The following is a 19,965-nucleotide window of genomic DNA, read 5'->3' on the forward strand; positions in this document are numbered from 1 at the left end:
CAAATATGCCTATACGCCTAGAAAATTTTCCCGGAAAATCGCCCGGACTCCCTTTCCGCGAATATCGCACTGCTGCTTTAGGCTCATACAATCCCATAACGAATCCCGGGCTCTCCGGTTTTTCCCGAATCCGAAATGAACCTTCCGGCCCACGTCCGCCTGTAAGGAGATCCCGCGTTTATCCCGCGGCACCATCCGGCCTTTTAAGTATCACGGTGAGGCATCTGCCCCATCAAATCATTTGTCAAAGAGAGGGAAGCGTTGAAACCGGCGAAATTGGATAAAGCTTAGTTCCTGCCATCTTCCATAAACATAACATACATTACAACTAAATATAACAGACAAGTGTAGAAGAGGAAAAAACTAGGGAAGCTAGTTTCCGTTCGGCCCGCTCTCTGAAAGTGACGAACACCATCATTCCGTAGGTTCTGTTCATGCCTTCCTAAATCCATAGTATAATCTTACTAAAAAAAGAATGTGAGGTTTGTATGAATGAAGACTGTTAGCCAAGAAATCCAAGATTTGTCCGTTAAATCCTTGGAGTCGACTTTTAACAAACTTACAAATGCTTATAAAAGTATGACAGAAAAAGGTTCAAACACAACCCTCGTCCAAAAGAGACAAAACGCTGTAAAAATTGGTCTAGAAAGCCTCAAAGGCATTTGGAACGGCGAAGATTTTTCCTATGACGCAGAAATCATATTGACTTCTAAAGAAGTTCTACAAAGTATCATTCCATCTGTCGAACAACAGATAGCAAAAGCAAAGGAAGGCAGTTCCCAAAAAACTTTAAATACGCATCGCTTAACTGCACTTAAACTGGCAATCGAATCCCTGGAGAACCGTCTTATATAAGACGGTTCCTCGACTTTTAGCCTAAGAAAAAACGATCTTCGAAAATCGAAGACCGTTCAGGTAAAAGGGATGCTTGCCACAATCTATGTCAAGAAGACTTTTTGAGTTTGGGTGTATACAGGAGGACCCTAAGAAGAGGGCTGGTTCCCTTCTCCTTAAGGTTTTTTGTCCTGCTTACCGGAGTCCCGGAAAATCATTCTGGCGGAGCGCTTCGAACAGGATGATGGCCGCCGAATTCGACAAGTTCAGCGAGCGGACCGCATCCGACATCGGCATTCTCATGGTCTGCCCGGGGTGGGCCTCCAGAATTTCAGGCGGTAGCCCTTTCGTTTCTCGGCCGAACACGAAAAAATCTCCGTCGCGGAACTCGAAATCCGTATACCGCTTATCGGTTTTCGTGGTGGCAAAAAAGAACCGGCTTCCGGCATATTTCTCTTTGACCTCATCAAAAGAATCGTGATATTCGAGTTTGACGGAATGCCAGTAGTCGAGCCCCGCCCGTTTCAGTGTTTTGTCGTCCGTTGAAAATCCGAGCGGCCGCACCAGATGCAGGTAAGTCCCCGTCGCTGCGCAGGTCCGGGAAATATTTCCCGTATTCGCGGGAATTTCGGGTTCAACCAATACGATGTGAAAAGCCATGCTGCACGTTCACCTCTTTCCTCAACTAGTATACCACTTTCCGCTCCGCAATTTTAACACTCGTTTTACGTGTTCTTAATATGACCGTGATACATAGGAGCGATAATAGAGCTAATAACCGAACCCAAAGGAGACCGATTCATGAAGAAAAAAGTGCTAGTCGTAGACGACGAACCTTCGATCTCCATGCTCATCGAGTTCAATCTGAAGCTCGTAGGCTTCGAAGTCCAGTGCGTGTATGACGGTGAAGCCGTATTCGACGTCATCGGCCAGTTTCGTCCCGACATTATCGTTCTCGACCTGATGCTGCCCAAAATGGACGGCCTGCAGGTCTGCCGCAAGCTGCGCAGTCAAAACAATCTCGTTCCCATCATTATGCTCACCGCCATGCAGGATTTATCGGATAAAATCGCGGGGCTGGATAACGGTGCCGACGATTATATGACCAAGCCTTTCAGTCCGCAAGAGCTGATTTCCCGCATTCAGGCGATCATCCGCCGCATTCAGACCCTCCCGGCCTCGGGCGAAGAAGCTCCGATCACGATCGGCCAGCTCAGCATCCGTCCCGATCAGCGCGAGGTGACCTGTGCGGGCAAGCCGGTTGATCTGACCCCCAAAGAATTCGAGCTGCTTGTGTTCCTTTGCAAGCACAGAGGCAAAGTACTGAGCCGCCAGCAGTTGCTGCACGGCGTCTGGGACTACCACTTCCTCGGCGATACCCGGATCGTCGATGTCCACATCTCTCATCTCAGAGATAAAATCGAGGCCAACGCCCGGACACCCGAATATATCATGACCATCCGCAACGTCGGCTACAAATTGACTGAGCCCGCCATTAAAGAGAGTTTTGCCTGAGGGCCGCCCGGAATACAAGCATGCACGAGAGTTTTATAAGAGAGTTTTAAAAAGGTAGGGCGAAATCATTCGCCGTACCTTTTTTTATGGTTATACAGCTTGTGTTAATACTTCGTGCACTGTCCGGGATAGAGCACGTATGACTTTCGGACATCGGGGATAGGCCGCAGCCTCCCTCGAAGTCCTCATTCACACACCAAAAACGGGACCCTGTGAAGGGCCCCGTTTTTCCGATCCGAATAAAAAAGATGCCTGTCCGGTACCGTATACCGGAGGTTTATCCGTTGCGCTTGCTGAAATCGTTCATAAACTGGGCGAGCGCTTGACACGACTCGTAAGGAACCGCGTTGTAAGTCGAGGCTCTCAGTCCGCCGACGCTGCGGTGCCCTTTCAGACCGACAAATCCGTTCGCCTGGGACTCCTTGACGAAAAGCTTTTCCAGCTCTTCCGATTGCAGACGGAACGTAATGTTCATTCTGGAACGGCTGTCCGCATCGACACAGCCTTGATAGAAGCCGCCGCTGGCGTCAATGGCGTTGTAAATCAGATCGGTTTTGTCCCGGTTGATCTTCTCCAGTGCGGCAAGTCCGCCTTGGCGTTTGATCCAGTGCAGCACCAGATTGATCATGTACACCGAATAAGAAGGCGGTGTGTTGTAAAGCGAATCGTTCTTCACGTGGGTGTCGTAGCGGAACATGGTCGGAAGGTTCGCATTCGCGCGCTCCAGCATGTCTTCCCGCAAAATAACGACCGTTACACCCGAAGGTCCCAGGTTCTTCTGAGCGCCTGCGTAAATCAGGCCGAACTTCGAGACGTCGACCGGACGGCTGAGAATATCGCTGGACATATCCGCGATGAGCGGAATGCTGCCGGTGTCCGGGTAGCTTTGAACCTGCGAGCCTTCGATGGTTTCGTTCGACGTGACATGCAGATAAGCCGTCTGATCGGACAGGTTAAGCGCACCGAGGTCCGGCATACGCATGAACTTCTGATCTTTCGAGCTCGCCACAACGGCGGTTTCCCCGAAAAGTTTCGCTTCCTTGATCGCTTTGTCCGCCCACGCGCCGCTTTGAACATAGGCTGCGGTTTGTCCGGCTTGCAGAAAATTCATGGGAATCATGGTGAATTGTGTGCTTGCTCCGCCTTGGAGGAAAAGCACTTTGTAGCCGTCCGGAATGCTGAACAGTTCTTTAAGCAGGTTTTGCGTTTCGTTGTTCACCGCTTCGTACTCTGCGCTGCGGTGCGAAATTTCCATAATCGACATGCCGATGCCGCGGAAGTCGACAAATTCCTTCTGCGCCTGTTCCAGCACTTCCAACGGCAGAGCCGCCGGACCGGCGTTAAAATTGTAAGCACGGTTTCCCATTTTTCTCTCCACACCCTCTGCTTCATTTGATTTATCGCTATGATAGCAGTATTCGCCAGTACCAGCAAGAAAAAATTGCATGGATACGGGCCTTTCCGCCAAAATTAAAAGAAGCTTACACAAAAGGAGCAGATTCGACATGACCGACGCGTTAGAACGCCTGTTCATCGCCGTTCCGCTGTCCGGACCCGTCAGGGAGAACCTGAGCGGCTGGACCGGCAGGCTGAGAGAATCGGGAACCCCCTTCCACAAATGGGTTCATCCCGAGGACTTCCATATCACGCTGAAGTTTATCGGCGACACGTCCCGGTCTACCCTGCCCGCCCTCTCCCCTCTGCTCGAACAAACGGCAGAGGCTCATTCTCCGCTGGAGCTTACCGCGGCGGGAGCGGGAACCTTCGGCCCGGAGGATGCCCCGCGCATCCTCTGGGCCGGTGTGCAGGGCGATCTGGACGCCCTGCACAGGCTCCAGCGTGATGTGGAGGCGGCCTGCTCGTCCCTCGGCTTCGAGCCGGAGGACCGGCCTTACCGGCCCCACATCACGCTCGCCCGCCGCTATACGGGCGGGCGCAAATGGGCGCGTGAACGGCTGGACGCGCCGGGTGAGCCTCCTTCCGCCTCCTGGACGGCGGAAGAAATCGTGGTGTACCGGACCCATATGGGCCGGTCACCGATGTATGAACGCGCAGGAGCGTTTGCTCTGCGCGGGTGAAGGAAGCGCCGCCGGGGACGTTACGGCGGCCTTTTTGCCGCGGCTGAGCGCCCACGCGCTCGACATCGCGGTCCGGCTCCGTCGCCCGCTTCGCCCATGCGCAGCAGTCCCGCTCCCTTCCGTCCCGTTTGAAAATCGCCGCCGGGAGACATCCTGACAAGGCGGCGCGCGTTCCCAAAACTGTCGATTTTGTGCCTTCGAATTTATGTTACGCTCATTACATAGCAAGGACTAACGGACTACCCCCGTGCCGATCCTTGAACCAAGGAGGCATTCGAATGAACTCAACTAACGACATTGCGGACAAAGCCCGCGCCTTCCTCTATACCTGTTACAGCGAATGGGGCCGCAGCGAACGGGAAGCCGAAGAGCGGTGGCTCGACGTTTACGCCCAAATCGAAGAAACCGGCACTTATGTACATAGGCCCGAAGAACTGGAGTACGGCGCCAAATTAGCCTGGCGCAACAGCAACCGCTGCATCGGCCGTTTGTTCTGGAACACGCTGAGTGTATTTGACGGCCGTCATATCGGTACCTTCGAAGAAGTTCGCGACGCTCTGCTTACGCATATCCGTTTTGCCACAAATGACGGAAAAATCCGTCCGGCCATCACCGTTCTCCCTCCCGCCGGGAAGGACGGCAATTGTCCCGTACGCATCTGGAACCATCAGCTCATCCGTTACGCCGGTTACGAGACGGAGAACGGACCGGTCGGCGATCCGAATTCCATCCCTTTCACACAGATTTGCCGGGAGCTGGGCTGGAAAGGCGAAGGCACGCACTTCGATTTGCTGCCGCTGGTCATCCAGATCGGCGACGATGCTCCCCGGTGGTTCGAGCTTCCCCGCGACCTCGTGCTGGAGGTTCCCCTTCGTCACCCCGAGCTGCCGGGTTTCGAGGAATTGCAGTTGAAATGGTACGCCGTACCCATTATCGCCGACATGCGGCTTGAAATCGGCGGCATTTCTTATCCCGCCGCCCCTTTTAACGGCTGGTACATGGAAACCGAAATCGGAGCCCGCAATCTGGCTGACGAACAAAGATACAACCTGCTTCCGCGGACGGCTTCCCTCATGGGGCTGGATACCGGTTCGAACGCGACCTTCTGGAAAGACCGCGCATTGATCGAACTGAATGCCGCCGTCTATCATTCCTACCGCAACTCCGGCGTATCCATTGTCGATCATCATACGGCAGCCCAGCAGTTTCAACTGTTCGAGCAGCAGGAAGCCCAGGCGGGAAGGGAAATAACGGGAGACTGGACGTGGCTCATTCCTCCGGTATCCCCGGCGACTACGCATCTTTTTCACAGCAAGTATGAGAACACCTGGAAAACCCCGAACTTCTATCACCAGGACAAGCCTTACGAGAAATAACTCCAATTTATTTGAAACCGCCGCTTCCGGCAACCTATCGAGTCCCTTTACGAAAAAAGCCTGCGCTTCATGCACAGGCTTTTTTTTGCTTGGCTTGGCCTAGGGTATCCACAGCAAAACAATGACAATTTTTAGTAATTCAATGACTTTAACCATTCATTGAGTTGTATTGGAAATATTTTCAAATTAAGATACGGATGTATGAAATTCATTCAAAAGGAAGGAGGTTCGTTTAGTCGATTAAAAAGATGCCACAGGTTACATGACAAACTTTTATCTACATAAGCATGCCAAATAAACCGACACGGTTAGGAGTGTATGGGATGAGAAAACGCTTGATGAACACGGCCCGTTTATTAATGATGATTTGTGCCATTTTATTAGTACCTAGTAACGCCTTTGCCGCTTACACCATAGGTACGGAAACACCTTTTCCAACTCCATCAGCCAAAGAATCTTATACCTCCGGAGATGTTATTTTTTCCAAAACGGGGCATCCCGTATTCGTTTCAAATGCGCCGGAATCCATCTACGATCATCAAGTAAACAAGACGTTATACCGGGACACTATGAATGGTACGTTTAGATTTTGGTCCTCCCACAGAAATATGACGACCGGAAACATCCAATTCTTTCTGTACGTCAAAAATCCGTCTGCCACGAACTCCGTTAAATTGTACTTAATAAAGGATGGTTATGGAGATTCCAATGCAGGCGGGGATGTTACGAAAGCGGCTTCTACGGCCACTACTTGCTTTATGAGCAAAAATACCGGCGGAACTTATCTGGCAACTATTGCACCGGGTCAAGGATACGCTTATGAATACTCCGCGGCGGGAGGAATTTCAAGTCAGAAAGCGATTGTACATATCGCGGATTTCAGAGCAGTGGATGTGACTACGGGCAGCGACGCCGATGTGAAAATTTCAGATCTATCAACAAATACGGGAACGACGAATTTAGCCGCCTACGCAAATACGGCCACCATTGCCTCGACCAACTACAATGCCAAAACAAAGGACGATTATCGGGGTTTGCTGCAATACTCGGGAAGAACTGCGGATATCAATCTTACCCTAACGAGCGCCGCACCTGCCAAATTTATTACGCAAAGCGACGATGGCGGGTATACGAATGAACAAGATATTCTCCTGTCCAGATGGAATGTCGACGGAAACCCGCAAGATCAAGCCCCCGCATCCTTCAACGGTAAGATCAGGGGCGCTTACTGGTGTACGGATTATACGTACCGCATTAACATTACCAATTCCAGCGGCCTTCCGAATGTGTATACCTTGTATGGCAGCAGAACCAGCGGCGCATTTATCACTTATAAAATAAGTACAGTAACTAATCGCCATGTAGATAAGGGGAATGGCATTGTCATTAACGATACGCCGACTTATACGCTTCATACTATCGTTCAACCTTCAAACAACTTGCCTTTATCCCTGGACTTTGTTGCCCAGTAAATCATAAAGATTAACGAAGAAAAAGCGGAAAATTTCCGCTTTTTTCTTATTTTATTGACCTGCTTATCCGCCTCCCTATGAATGAAAGCGGCTGGAATGATCAATATTAAGCCCCATATACAAGTGATTTTTCCTAGTTGAGGAACGAACGTCCAGTCCCTTAACCCGCTCAAGAAAGGAGGAGACCGATGATGTGGAACTGGATGAAAAACCGCAAAACCGGCGGCCCGTTATCCGGCAGCCCCATGCCCGAGCCGCGGATAGTGGTACCGAGCCTTTATATAGAAGATATTTTGAGCGGCAAGCAGCTTTCCACGGGAATCGAGGAAAATCTGAAGCTTCTTCAGGATGTTCTTCAGTACAACGATGATTTGACCGTTCGCCGTTTTCAATTGTTCGAAGGGACTTCCGCCGCTCTTGTGTTCTTCTCCTCTTTTGTAGACCAGGAGATGATCCGTTCTTATTTGATTAAGCCGCTTATGACTCATACGGAGCAGGAAGATTTGATTGTCGATGCCGAATCGCTGGCCTCCTACTTGACGGAGAAGGTCGTTCAGGTGAGCCAGATCACGGAGGAAAAAGCCCCTGACCGGATCATCGACGAATTGACCATGGGAGTAACCGTGCTGCTGGTGGACGGAATCGCGGCGGCCTTCCTGGCGGATACACGGAAGATCGAAAAACGCTCGATTGAGCAGCCGCAGACCGAGCAGGTGATCCGCGGTCCCCGGGAAGGTTTCATCGAGCATTTACAGACCAATCTCGCCCTGATCCGCTATCGGCTGCAAACCCCTGATTTCCGGGTACATACCATGCACATCGGGCGTGTGACGAAGTCGAAGGTGGCGCTCTGCTACATTCAGGGAATTACCCATCCGGCACTGGTCCATGAAGCCAAGAAGCGCCTGTCCGCCATCGATACGGATTCCATCCTGGATGCCGGGTATATCGAGCAGTTCATCGAAGATCATCCGCTCTCGCCCTTTCCGCAGATTCAGAATACGGAGCGCCCCGACAAGACCGTCGCCGCGCTTGTGGAAGGCAAGTTCGTCATTATGGTCGACGGTTCCCCCTTTGCGCTTATCGCGCCGACTGTGTTCAGCCAGTTTTACCAGACTGTAGACGATTACACGGAGCGGTTCCTGATCGGCAGTATGATCCGGTTCATCCGGCTGATTGCGCTGCTTTTTTCCCTGGTGTTCCCCTCGCTTTACGTGGCGGTAATTTCCTTTAATCCGGAAGTCATCCCGACGGACTTTGCCGTGGCGGTAGCCGGCTCCAGAGCGGGGGTTCCTTACCCGGCCATGATCGAAGTCCTCCTGATGGAAATCTCCATGGAGGTGCTGCGCGAGGCCACCATCCGCCTGCCCCAACTTATCGGCGGGGCGCTTTCCATCGTGGGCGTTCTGGTCATCGGCCAGGCGGCCGTGTCCGCCGGTTTCTCCAGCCCTATTACGGTCGTCATCATCGCCATGACCACCGTCGGTTCTTTCGCTACGCCGGCTTACAACGCCGCCATTGCTCTGCGGATGCTCCGTTTTCCGCTTATCATGCTTGCCGGCTCCTTCGGTCTGTATGGCATCATGTTCGGGATGATTCTTATTACCAATCATCTGCTCAGTATCCGCTCGTTCGGCGTTCCCTATATGACCCCGATCACTCCTTTTAACGCGCAGGAATGGAAAGATACGCTGCTGCGCGGACCGATTTGGTGGATGAGCGACAGGCCGAAGCATCTAAAATCGCTTCGGACTAAAAGACGCAAGCATACTGACCGGTATTACCGGTCTCCGTCCTACTCCTGGGACAAGGTTCCCGAAGTCCCTGACCAAGGGGGTGCGCCGGATGAATGACCAGCGTTTAACGAACTGGCAGGCTATGTGCATTCTCATCGGCACAATAGCCGGAGTCGGCGTGCTTCCCCTGCCGAGACTGGCCGTTACCGCAGGCGAATCGGCCGCGCCGCTCGTAACGGTCGGGGGCATCCTGCTGGGCGCCCTGCTTGTCATGCTCTGGTCCTTGCTCGGGATGCGGTTTCCGGATCTGTCTCCCGTAGCTTACAGCAAGCTGATACTCGGCAAATGGGCGTCCGGCGTGCTGTTATTTGTCATCGCGCTGTTCTATCTCGTCGCGACGGCCTTTTCTTTCCGGGAATTCAGTGAAGTAACCGGAACTTTCGTTCTCCGGCGCACACCGCTTGAAGTAATCCTGTTTATGATGCTTCTGCTCGTTGTGATATCCGCGCGGAAGGATATTTACTCGTTTACGCTGATCCACGCTTTCTATACTCCCTTCGTGGTAGGTCCCGTCGTGTTTATGATGATACTCTCGTTCAGTGAAGTGGAACTGCTGAATTTGCAGCCCTTCACGACAAATCCGGACTTCACGTTCTGGGTCGGCTCTCTGGGCATCACCACCCTGTTCCGGAACGTGGTGATCTACACTTTTATCGTACCGCGCATGAGAAACCCGCAGAAAGCGCTCAAGGTCGGGTTAACCGGAACGGCGATTTCCGGAGGGCTGTATCTGGTGATCGTAATCACCACGGTCGGCGTTTTCGGAGCGGAGGAAATCAAACGGCTCGTCTGGCCCACTCTGGAGCTTGGACGAGCGACGATCATTCCCGGAGAATTTCTGGAGAGAATGGACGCCCTATTCCTTGTCACATGGATTATTTCGGTCTTTAATTCTCTTCTGAGCGGATACTACCTGATTCTTCTCATTATAAAAGAAAAATTAGGGCTCAAAGATCACCGTATGCTGGCGACCTTCCTGATGCCGTTTATGTTTCTGGCGGCCATGATGCCGCAGAATGTGATCCAGTTGTACAGGCTGAGTACTCATATCCTCCCTTGGGGACTGATCGCCATGATCATCATTCCGTCTGCTCTGCTGGTGGTAGCGGGTATACGCGGCAAAGGAGGCGTCGCCCATGCACCCGATAAGGGCTAGGCTGCCGCTTCTTCTGCTGACCGTACCGCTGTTGTCTTTGCTCCTTGCCGGATGCTGGGATCGGCAGGAGATCGAAGACCGGGCCCTCATTCTCGGCATGGCCATAGACCGGGCGGAGAATCCGGCCAATATGCAGAGCAAAGACCAGGTTAATCATTTGGAGCCCAACCCGATCCCTGCCGACAAAATGATCCGCGTGACCGCTTCTATTGCCGTGCCCGGCCGCATTCCGCTCGGCCCCGGCGAAGGCGGAGGAGGCAGCGGCGGACAAGACACGACCAAGCCGGTCTGGGTCGTTTCCGTGTTCGGTCATACAGTCAACGACGCCCTGAACAATCTGCAGCAGCAGATTGCCGACCCCAAATTTCTGATCCATCTGCGGGTGATAATCGTTAGCGAAGAGGTTGCCTACGACACCCTCGAACACATCAACGATTATTTCCGCCGCGATTCCGAGGTGCGCAGAAGAACATGGCTCCTTATTTCCAAAGGAGAGGCCGCCCGCTTCCTTAACGTGGCCCCTCCCCTGGAAAGAGTCCCGACGCTCTATGTCCTCGCCATGCTCGATAAATCGGTCCAACTCGGCAAGTTCCCCCGCGATTATATCGGATCGTTCTGGAGCACCCAGTCCAAGCAGGGGCAGGAAGGTTATCTTCCTTATGTCGATATCCGCCGGAACGAGAACATCCTGATCGGAGGCATGGCGCTTTTCCGCAACAATAAAATGGTAGGAACTTCCGAACCTCTGGAAATCGGAGCCTTTATGGCCGTAAAAGAGATGAATCCGGCCGGCTATTCCCCGCTTGTGGATGTGCCCGGGATAGGTCCGGTTATGGCAACGACTACACTAAGAAAATCGAGGATTGATCTGGAGATGAAGAACGGTTCTCCCCGTTTCAAAGTGAAGATCTATCTGGAGCAGGATCTGCAAGAGAAGTACTTTGAAGACAGCGTAATCGACGAAAAGGCCATCTCCAAAATCGAAGAAACGATAAGCAAAGAAGCGAACAAAATCATTCTAAACTTTATCCGAAAAACACAGCGGATGAAATCGGATGTCTTCGGCTTCGGGGAGCACATCCGGGCGAAAGAGCACGCCTACTGGTCCGCCCGCATCGGTTCGAAAGAAAAATGGGAAACCCATTATGCCGTTCTCCCCGTCGAGGTTCAGACCACGGTCCGTATCAACCGGACCGGCATGCAGTTCAGATAGGAGGCGGTTTTCATCCTAAACTTTTTGCATTATCTCGGAGGTTTTTTTGCGGTATCGGGACTGATGCTCCTCTGGGTCGACAAGCGGATTTATGCCGTAAGCGGCTGGCACAAGGAAAAGACGTTCACACTGTGGCTGGGGATCGTGCAGTTGGCGCTTGGCCTCCTGTCGCTGGCCGTTCATTATTTTCTCCAGTATTCCGTCTGGTAAATCCGCGGCATCGTACAGGCACACCAATCCTCCCCTTCTAATAAAATGCTTGCAGGAGATTCGTTTGGAGAAGGGGATTATATATGGCCAAACAGGTTCCGTCCCGCAAAAGGCGGCAAGCTTCACCACTTCCGGCGGGACTGCTCCGGGTGGATCCGCGATCCTCCGGGAGCAAAACCCCGCCCCCCGGCGGCTCAACGGGACCCGAGGAAGCAACACTGCCCATCCTGGATGCCGCCGAAAACCCGCAGCGCCGTTCCGCAGAGACCGGCCGTATCGACGGGCTGACCGAAGAAGAACTTCTTGAGGCACAGATCCATGCGAATGCAGGCCGCTCCAACCCGCTGATCGGCGTACTCGTCAAAACGCTTCAGCCCTCCTCCCCCAACCTGTTCGGGGGGATCACGACTTTTTGCAAAGAGCTGGACGAAGCGAGCAAAGAGCAGGGAGCCCGCGTGTTTTTCTTCTCCGTTGACGGCATAAAGCCGGGAAGCCCGCAAATAACCGGCTGGCACTATACCTCCGGAGACTGGAAAAAAGGAACTTTCCCGATGCCTTCCGTTATTTATAACCGGCTCACCTCGCGAATTCTGGAAAACCGGCCGAAGGTCCAGCAATTTTTCCGGGACGCCAAAGCAAGCTACGGCGCCAAAGTGTTTAACGAGAAATATTTGAACAAAACGGAAGTTTTTCAGGCTTTAAAAGATGATGCGGCGTGCAAAAGCTTTCTTCCCGAGTCGTATCTCTTCAAAAATTATGCCATGCTGCAGTCTATGTGCAAGAAGTACGACACTGTCTTCCTCAAGCCCGTACTGGGAAGCCTCGGCAAAGGCATCCTGCGCGTCTCCGTGCTGGAAGGGGGGGCGTACAGTTGTGAAATCCCTACGCTGAACGGCACGAGCCGCAAAGTGTACCCGAGTCTGCTGCAGTTGTTCAACGCCCAGGCCGGGAAGCTGAAAACGAGCCGCTACCAGATCCAGCAGGGTCTTCAGCTCGTGCAGGTCGGCGGCCGCCCCGTCGATTTCCGCGCCCTCGTCCAGAAGGACCAGCAGGGAGAATGGGCGATTACCTCCGTCGTCGCCCGGATTGCGGGGGCCAATCACTTCGTCTCCAACCTGGCCCGCGGCGGATCGCTCAGCACGGTCAAGGAGGCACTCGCCCAAACCTCTCTGTCGGCGGCAGACCACAAGAAGATCTCGACGCAGATCCGTAAAGCGGCCCTTGCCGTAGCGGAAGGTATCCAGACTCATATCCCCGCCCTGTTCGGCGAGCTCGGGGTCGATCTGGCTGTCGATACCGGCGGGCGGGTGTGGCTGCTGGAGATCAATTCGAAGCCGTCAAAGAACGACAATACCCCGCTGGACGGGGGCAATAAAATCAGGCCGTCCGTCCGCAGGGTCATCCGCTATTCCAAGTATTTGGCGAATCATTAATGTAAGCGCAAGAAAACCCGAGATAAACAGAGGATAGCGGAGAGAAAACAGAATGAAAAGCTTCTCATCCGCCTAGTAGTTCCTTTCGGGCTATTTCTAATAGTTTTCTAATTAAACGGCGCAAACCCAGACGAGGTCTGGGTTTGCGCTTTTTTATCCAATTAACCCCATCTTTGTGTGTGCTATACTGAGACACATCACGAGATGGAGGTACAAGACATTGAAAAAACAACTAGGAAAGAAACTCATCATCGCAAGTCTGAGCGCCGCAATTGCCCTCTCGGGAGGACTTACTGCTCTTCCTCAGCAATCGCACGCCGCCGTTTCTTCTTCCGCTTTCAAAGCGAAAGCCGATAAGATCATCACACTGGGTAACAAATACCTCGGCAGACCTTACAAATTCGGAGCCAAGACAGGCAACACGAGCTCCTTCGACTGCTCTTCTTTCGTTCAATATGTATATCAGCAAAACGGCATCAAACTTGCCCGCGGCGCACGCGATCAGTCCAAAAACGGAGTCAAGATCAAACGCAGCGAGCTTCAACCGGGAGATCTCGTTTTCTTCTCCACGACCAAAACAATGAAATATTCCGCAAGCTCCGTTAACCGCATTGGTCACGTCGGGATTTATGCCGGCAATAATAAAGTCCTGCACACCTTTGGAAAAGGGGGCGTCACATACAGCAACATGGGTTCCGGCTGGTGGGACAACCATTACGTGACCGCAGTAAGAGTCATCAAATAACTCACACAATCTTTTTACTAGCGGAGGATTCTTTCTATGAAAAAAATAGCCAAGCTTGTGCTGGGACTAAGTCTTCTTGCAGGAAGCAGTCTTAGCGCCGGTGCCGCCTTTGCAGCGACGGCACCCGCAATAACAACATCATCTACTATTATTACCACAGGCAATCCATATCTGAAACAACTTCCTTATTCCAGCCAAGGAAAAATTTATGGAACCGTGCCTAAAGGCACCAAATTGACTGTGCTCGAAAATACAAACAAGTATTACGTCAAGGTGAACTATAACGGTCAAACCGGCTATATTTCCACCTTGCACTTAAAGGCGGTCGGCGGCGGAACTTCTACGGCTCCGGCTCCGGCTCCGGCTCCGGCTCCTTCTAAACCGGGAACTTCCGGTTCCAGCAGCGCAACCTGGAGCAAGCAGGCGGACAGCATTCTTTCGTTCGCCAAGTCTCTTCAGGGTAAAGTGCAATACGCTTACGCCAAGAACGACACGAAGAACCTTATCTTCGACTGCTCTTCGTTCACGAAGTATGTGTTTAACAAAGAAGGCATCCATCTGCCTTGGGGCGCAAGAGCTCAGTACAAGCTGGGCACACCTGTCAGCAAGAGCGAGCTGCGCAAAGGCGATCTCGTCTTCTTCTCCACGACGGCTACAGCGGGCAACAAAGACACCGTCAACAAAATCGGTCACGTGGGCATCTACATCGGCAACAACAAATTCATCCACAACGTGAATCCAAAGGATGACGTCGTCATCGGCGATCTCAACAACACTTGGCAGAAAAATCACTACGTCGCATCGGCCCGCATTCTCAAATAATGCGTTATGGCCTTCAAAACCGGGAGCTTGCCTCCCGGTTTATTTGCGTATACGGAATTCCAATCCCTACTCGTACATTCATTGTATGACAAAAGGCTCCGGACCGTTCCCCGGCCGGGGAAGGATAGGCGCCGCGCACCCCGTTTACAACTCACAAACCGCTCCCGCCGGCCATATGATAATACAGTTTAACAAGAAGGGACTGGGAATCGTAATGGCAAAGCCCGTAATCGGCATCCTCACCTGGCGGGAGGGGCATTCCTTCAAGGAACCCGGCTATTTTCGCTCGCTGGTGAGGGAAGGCCAGAAATTAGGCGCCACCGTATTTATTTTCTCTCACAAAGATGCGTTCCCGGATAAAAAACAGGTCCGCGGCTATGTGCCGGACGGTAACACCTGGACCAGCCGTATCTTCCCCTGGCCGGACGTCGTGATCGACCGCTGCCGAACGGCCCAAGAAGGCTACAGCGAATTCCGCAAACAAAAGCATTTTGTGTACGCCAATCATACGTTTACGAACAAAATGAGCGCGACCCGGCTTTTTTCGAACGAGGAAGGACTCAAGAAATGGATTCCGGCTACCGTCGATTACAACGCCCAAAACCTCGTGCGCATGTTCAAAAACCACCGGATTGTTTACATCAAACCCGGCAACGGAACCGGCGGCAAGAGCATCGTGAAAATTTCACGGGTAAAGGACGGCTACAGACTGCTCGGGCGGACGAAAGGGTACGCGAAGCGCAACGTCATCTTCCGCAACCTCACCTCGCTCACGAACTGGCTCAACAATTGGGTCCGGCAGGAAAGGATACGCAAAGGCAGCTTTATGATCCAGCAGGGACTGGATCTGGAGCTTCTGCCGGGCCACGTGTCCGACATGCGGCTGCTCATCCAGAAGAACGACCAGGGCAAGTGGGAAGTTACCGGCGAAGGCATGCGCATAGGCGGCGTCAACAATCCCACTTCGAACCTGCACGGAGGCGGCCGCGCGTCCACCACGGAAGCCGTGCTTCACAAACGCTTTACGCCCGAGAAGACACGTGAGATCATCGCCGAGTGCCACAATCTGGCCCACGGGGTCGTCACCGTCATCGAGAAGCATTTCGGCAGAATGCTGGAATACGGGCTCGATATCGGAATCGATAAGCAGGGCAGCGTGTGGCTGATCGAAGTAAATCCGAAGCCGGGACGCGAACTGTTCAGGAAGATGGGCCGTAGAGATCTGTACCAGCAATCCATCCGCCGGCCGCTGCAGTACGCAATCTATTTGAACGAACAAGAGCAAAAGCAGGAGCAAAAACAGGAACAGAAACAGGAGCAGAAGCAGGAGCAAGAAAAATAACCGCCGGCCGCCCCGGTCACGGACCGCAAATCCGACGGGGCGGCATTTCCTCATGAGCGGTCTTCGGCTAAAGCGTAAAAAAGGGGTGCAGGAGAATCTCCTGCACCCCTTTTTATGCGTTTTTTCCGAGCGGCTCCGGTCCTACTGTCTATACCCGGGTAAGAGGCTTGGATGTAGAGCTGTTGCCGAGGTTTTTCCTGCGGACGAGGATCCGGTTTGCTTTTTTGTACTTCCATATTTTCCGGTAGATGCTCTTGTCGTCCAGTTTTTTGAAAATAGAAGCGTCCGGCTTGGTGTTCACTTCGAGTATCCAGGGCTTCAGCACATTGTCCAGCGCGATATCCACACCGATCGCCGTTACTTTGGGATAGCCGTTCTCCATATATTCGGCGATTTCATGACCAAGTCGGTTCAGCTTTGCCACGTAATCCGGCACTTGTTCCTTTTTCATATACTCTTTCAAAAGCTTCGAAATTTCCGTCGGGGTTCCGCCTCGGTGATAATTGGTCACAATCTTATCCGGGTGGGCCACACGGCCGATTATACCGGTGTTTTCCCAATCGCCTCGCAAATTTTTCTGTACCATGATCCGGATGTCGAAAGGTCTGCCCTGGCTCGTCAGAAGATGAATGCCCCTCTGTACGAGATGCTTCGTGTCCCCGAAACGTTTGGACATCGTGCGGTACAGCTCATCGTACGTTTCGAATTTCTTTTTCGTCTCGTTGATCTGATACCGGTACCCGCCCTTCGAGCTGTATTCCACCTTAAAAATGCCCTTGCCGCCCGTCCCGTTGTTTGGCTTGACGTATACCATCCGGTACCGTTTAAGAAAGTCGTACAGATTATCTTTCGTTGCCTGCGCCGTATCCGGCTGAAACTTTTTCAGCTCCGAGTGCCGATTCAAAAATTGGTTTTTACCCAGTTTGGTATTGGGCAGAACGTTTTGTGAATCCATGGCCAGCCTCCCGTATTCTCCATATGCAAGTTGACGTGTAAGCGAAATCCGGCAAGTAAACCGGCGATTTTGTTAGATCTATTCATCTGATTCCTATCATACGGCCGCAGAAGCCAAAACGTGCGGATTTCGGGCCGCCAGCATACTTGGGCCCTGCCCACCCAGACCCTGCGGTTTCACTGCGCATACGATATCACGTACTCCATTAAGAAGGAGGTCATGCGAAATGTCAGGAGGATACGGCGGCGTTTTTACAAGCACAGCTGTCATTTTGGTTCTGTTCATTCTTCTGGTTATTGTCAGCAGAACGTTCCTTTACTAATTCAACTCAAGCCTGCTGATGCTTGAACGACGAAAAAGACCGTTCTCCCCATTGGGGAAACGGTCTTTTTTTCATCGAGGTGTGACGGGCAGGCATTATGGAGCAAGGGGTCTAAACGAACGAGAGCTTCTCGTACAAGCGCCCGACCGCGCTGCGGGCGTCTCCGTTCAGCCAGCTCTCCACGACGGTATAATACACCGATCTGAAGTCGAGCTCCGCCTTCAAATCTCCCTTATCCAGCTTCGTGAGGCTCGGATAGGCCCCGTAAAGCCCGCCGCTCACTCCGCCTCCCAGCAGAAAAACGGGTCCCGCGGTACCGTGATCCGTCCCGCCGCTGCCGTTCTCCTTCGTTCTCCGGCCGAATTCGGAGAATGCCATGACCATGACCTGATCCTGAAGGCCGTGAGCTTCCAGATCGCGGTAGAAGGCGCCGAGCCCTTCGTCCAGCGTGGACAGCATGGAAGCATGATGCGCCTTCTCGTTGGCATGATCGTCAAACGTGCCGAGCTGCGTGTAGAAGACCCGGGTGCCGGAGCCGGACGCCATAAGCTGCGCGGCAAGCTGCAAATCCTTGGCCAACGAGGTGTCCGGATAAGGCGCACCCGCCGTGTAACCCGGCCGCAGAGAGCCGATCGCTTCCACGCTGCGGTAAGCTTCGATCCCGCTGGAGCAGGCTACCCGCAGAGGAGCGGTCTGCTTGTTCAGGTTGTACATATCCAGGAAAGCCTTGTTCAGACGGCCGCGGTCCGGATCGGGGGGCTTGCTGGTAAAGATTTTGTAGGAATCCAGCGCCGACACCACGGGAAGCGAGATGGAATCGTGCCGGAGAGCACGCGTCTCCGTCTTCCCGAGCTGGACGGCCCGGAGCGGATTCGCCGTATCCAGGGACGAAAAAGCGTAGCGCCCCAGCCAGCCGTCGCTGATCCGCTTCTCGGGCTCCCCGGTGTGCCAGATTTCCATGGAACGGAAATGGGAATGGTCGGGCTTCGGGTAGCCGACGCCCTGCACAATCGCGACCTTTCCGCGCTGGTACAGCCCATGGAGCTGGGCGAGACTAGGGTGCAGGCCAAGCTGGCCGTTGATATCCAGCACCTCATGCTGCTGGAGACGAAGGCGCGGCCTGGCGTCGTGGTACGCTCCGATTCCGTACGGAATGAGCGTATTGAGGCCGTCGTTGCCGCCGGAAAGCTGGACCACGACAAGAACCCGGTCTTTTGCCCCCGCGGGCGGTCCGGGCTTGAGTATATTTTTACTGTCCGCATATAGCAGGGGGCCTCCGATACCGATCGCCGCTATCAGCGCCGTCCCCTTGATCAGAAATTCTCTTCTCGTTAAATTCATATCCGTAGTCCTCCGCTCACTTCATCTGCGCTTCCGGGCTGATGAGCAGGAGCTGCAGCAGGCTCCGTTTGCCGCCGGCCGGTTTTTTCGAGTTCACGATCGTCTCCGCCGCGTACTGCTTCAGCACATTCATCGTGTTCTTGCCGAGCGGAGCCAGCCCCATGCCGCGTCTCCACCCTTCCACATACGCTTCCGGACCGGTTTGCGTCCCTTGAGGGACCAAAGACTGGAGCTGGTCATCCGTGACGCGTTTGGCTACCTTCTCGGCGAACTGGTAACGTGCGATCAGGCGGCTTGTCGCCAGCCAGGAAGCCCCTCCCTTCCAGCCGGAGACATCCGGTGGCGCGTACAGATCCATGCCCATAAGCCCCATACTCGCACGGAACGTCGCCGTTAGGGGGAGCCCCAGGGTCCTCATCGCGCCCGCCACGTACTCCGCGGGATTTTTGATAAGAGACATCCGGTAGGCTTCCTCGTAAAATTCGTCGGAAACAAACAACTCGTACAGCACGTTCTCGATCGTCGGCATTTTCGCAATATTGCCTGCGACACGGTCTATCCAGGCTTCTGACGGATTTTCCGCCGCAAAGTACTGGAGCAGCTTCGTCGCCAGAAACTTCGGGAGCGCCGCCTGCTTGAAGACGACGCGCACCACATCGGCGGAATCGAAATATCCCGCTTCGCCCAAAAAAACCTTATGTCCGGCATCGTGCCGGGCTTCCTGATACTGGACGATATCGGTTTTCCGGGTATAACTCCATCCGGTTAAGGACCTCGCGGCTTCCTTCACGTCCTGTTCGGTGTAATTGCCTATGCCCAGCGTGAACAGCTCCATCATCTCGCGGGCGTAATTCTCGTTGGGACTCCCTTTCTGATTCGTGTATGAATCGAGATACAGCAACATGGCCGGGTCTTGGCCGATTTCTTCGGTCAGTTTGCGGAAGCTGCCCAGGGCGTGTTGCCGGAACAGGCCGTTCTGCCGCACCATGAGCTTGATATCGCTCACTTTATACTGGGACGAAGCAAAATGTCCGTGCCAAAACAGCGTCATTTTCTCCACCAGCGGAGCCGGTGACGCGATCATCCGGTACAGCCAGTACGTTTGCTGGTCGCCCATTCCCGTCACAATCAGCGGCTTCTCGTCCGCTTTTACCTCCGAGAATACAAGGGCGGAGGCGGCTCCATCGGCCAGAGGCTGGCCCGAGGTGAGCCTGCGGACCGTCTCTTCCCGGCCTAACTTCAGACATCTATCCACTTCTCCCGGCGTAGCGGAAAAAGAAGCTCTCCCCAGCAGATGGAGGACTTCCTTTTCGGTCCAGGGTTTCATGCTGCACACCACCTAATTCTTTTACTTC

General features: G+C 53.4%; 19 protein-coding genes. 14 read left to right on the forward strand and 5 right to left on the reverse strand.

The genetic code is table 11. The annotated features are described in order from the left end of the window. Positions 1-492: 492 nt before the first annotated feature. Complete coding sequence (locus tag PCH01S_RS11225; RefSeq protein ID WP_042229307.1) at positions 493-855, forward strand: hypothetical protein; 363 nt, start codon at positions 493-495, stop codon at positions 853-855. A 174-nt stretch (positions 856-1,029) separates the two neighbouring features. Here PCH01S_RS11225 and trmL read toward each other — a convergent pair whose 3' ends face one another. Beyond that, a complete protein-coding gene (trmL, locus tag PCH01S_RS11230; RefSeq protein ID WP_042229308.1) occupies positions 1,030-1,494 on the reverse strand; it encodes a tRNA (uridine(34)/cytosine(34)/5-carboxymethylaminomethyluridine(34)-2'-O)-methyltransferase TrmL in 465 nt (154 codons plus the stop codon). Positions 1,495-1,635: 141 nt separating this feature from the next. Here trmL and PCH01S_RS11235 point away from each other — a divergent pair, with 141 nt between their 5' ends. Further along, positions 1,636-2,349: a response regulator transcription factor gene (locus tag PCH01S_RS11235; protein WP_009676211.1), complete on the forward strand. Its 714-nt coding sequence runs from the start codon at positions 1,636-1,638 to the stop codon at positions 2,347-2,349. Between the two features lie 277 nt (positions 2,350-2,626). On the opposite strand, the gene serC is transcribed toward PCH01S_RS11235, so the two are convergent. Then, the gene (gene serC, locus PCH01S_RS11240) at positions 2,627-3,715 is read right to left on the reverse strand and encodes a 3-phosphoserine/phosphohydroxythreonine transaminase (protein WP_042229309.1); all 1,089 of its coding nucleotides are present in this window, start codon (positions 3,713-3,715) and stop codon (positions 2,627-2,629) included. Between the two features lie 139 nt (positions 3,716-3,854). On the opposite strand from serC, the gene thpR reads away from it, so the two are divergent. The 11 genes from thpR to PCH01S_RS11295 all read left to right on the forward strand — a co-directional run bounded on the left by thpR (position 3,855) and on the right by PCH01S_RS11295 (position 15,992). After that, on the forward strand, positions 3,855-4,427 hold the full coding sequence (gene thpR, locus PCH01S_RS11245; protein ID WP_042229933.1) for an RNA 2',3'-cyclic phosphodiesterase: 573 nt from the start codon (positions 3,855-3,857) through the stop codon (positions 4,425-4,427). A 278-nt stretch (positions 4,428-4,705) separates the two neighbouring features. Then, positions 4,706-5,803, forward strand: coding sequence for a nitric oxide synthase oxygenase (locus PCH01S_RS11250; RefSeq protein ID WP_042229311.1), 1,098 nt, complete (start codon positions 4,706-4,708; stop codon positions 5,801-5,803). Positions 5,804-6,126: 323 nt separating this feature from the next. Next, positions 6,127-7,275, forward strand: a complete 1,149-nt coding sequence (locus PCH01S_RS11255) for a hypothetical protein (protein ID WP_241688810.1) — start codon at positions 6,127-6,129, stop codon at positions 7,273-7,275. A 188-nt stretch (positions 7,276-7,463) separates the two neighbouring features. Beyond that, complete coding sequence (locus PCH01S_RS11260) at positions 7,464-9,128, forward strand: spore germination protein (RefSeq protein WP_053228699.1); 1,665 nt, start codon at positions 7,464-7,466, stop codon at positions 9,126-9,128. Then, on the forward strand, positions 9,121-10,227 hold the full coding sequence (locus tag PCH01S_RS11265; RefSeq protein WP_042229937.1) for a GerAB/ArcD/ProY family transporter: 1,107 nt from the start codon (positions 9,121-9,123) through the stop codon (positions 10,225-10,227). Before PCH01S_RS11260 ends, PCH01S_RS11265 begins: the two co-directional genes overlap by 8 nt. Beyond that, a complete protein-coding gene (locus PCH01S_RS11270) occupies positions 10,208-11,440 on the forward strand; it encodes a Ger(x)C family spore germination protein (protein WP_042229314.1) in 1,233 nt (410 codons plus the stop codon). Before PCH01S_RS11265 ends, PCH01S_RS11270 begins: the two co-directional genes overlap by 20 nt. 24 nt (positions 11,441-11,464) lie before the next feature. Further along, on the forward strand, positions 11,465-11,650 hold the full coding sequence (locus PCH01S_RS11275; protein ID WP_042229316.1) for a CLC_0170 family protein: 186 nt from the start codon (positions 11,465-11,467) through the stop codon (positions 11,648-11,650). A gap of 83 nt (positions 11,651-11,733) precedes the next feature. After that, complete coding sequence (locus tag PCH01S_RS11280) at positions 11,734-13,083, forward strand: YheC/YheD family endospore coat-associated protein (protein ID WP_042229318.1); 1,350 nt, start codon at positions 11,734-11,736, stop codon at positions 13,081-13,083. Between the two features lie 220 nt (positions 13,084-13,303). Next, on the forward strand, positions 13,304-13,828 hold the full coding sequence (locus PCH01S_RS11285; RefSeq protein WP_042229320.1) for a C40 family peptidase: 525 nt from the start codon (positions 13,304-13,306) through the stop codon (positions 13,826-13,828). A gap of 36 nt (positions 13,829-13,864) precedes the next feature. Continuing rightward, entirely contained in the window at positions 13,865-14,650 is a 786-nt protein-coding gene (locus tag PCH01S_RS11290; protein WP_042229322.1) for a C40 family peptidase, read from the forward strand. A 214-nt stretch (positions 14,651-14,864) separates the two neighbouring features. After that, positions 14,865-15,992 carry a YheC/YheD family endospore coat-associated protein gene (locus PCH01S_RS11295; RefSeq protein ID WP_042229323.1) on the forward strand — a complete coding sequence of 376 codons (1,128 nt, stop codon included), beginning with the start codon at positions 14,865-14,867 and terminating at the stop codon, positions 15,990-15,992. 148 nt (positions 15,993-16,140) lie between these two features. Here PCH01S_RS11295 and PCH01S_RS11300 read toward each other — a convergent pair whose 3' ends face one another. Continuing rightward, positions 16,141-16,947 (reverse strand): YheC/YheD family protein, encoded by an 807-nt coding sequence (locus tag PCH01S_RS11300; protein WP_042229324.1) that lies wholly within the window; start codon positions 16,945-16,947, stop codon positions 16,141-16,143. A gap of 226 nt (positions 16,948-17,173) precedes the next feature. Here PCH01S_RS11300 and PCH01S_RS31100 point away from each other — a divergent pair, with 226 nt between their 5' ends. Next, positions 17,174-17,269 carry a YjcZ family sporulation protein gene (locus PCH01S_RS31100; protein WP_206735006.1) on the forward strand — a complete coding sequence of 32 codons (96 nt, stop codon included), beginning with the start codon at positions 17,174-17,176 and terminating at the stop codon, positions 17,267-17,269. A gap of 111 nt (positions 17,270-17,380) precedes the next feature. Here the strand turns inward: PCH01S_RS31100 and PCH01S_RS11305 are convergent, their stop codons facing one another. Next, on the reverse strand, positions 17,381-18,610 hold the full coding sequence (locus PCH01S_RS11305; protein ID WP_042229327.1) for a DUF1501 domain-containing protein: 1,230 nt from the start codon (positions 18,608-18,610) through the stop codon (positions 17,381-17,383). Between the two features lie 16 nt (positions 18,611-18,626). After that, positions 18,627-19,937: a DUF1800 domain-containing protein gene (locus PCH01S_RS11310; protein ID WP_042229328.1), complete on the reverse strand. Its 1,311-nt coding sequence runs from the start codon at positions 19,935-19,937 to the stop codon at positions 18,627-18,629. Between the last annotated feature and the right edge of the window lie 28 nt (positions 19,938-19,965).

This window comes from Paenibacillus chitinolyticus NBRC 15660 (assembly GCF_000739915.1).
GTDB lineage: Bacteria > Bacillota > Bacilli > Paenibacillales > NBRC-103111 > Paenibacillus_F > Paenibacillus_F chitinolyticus.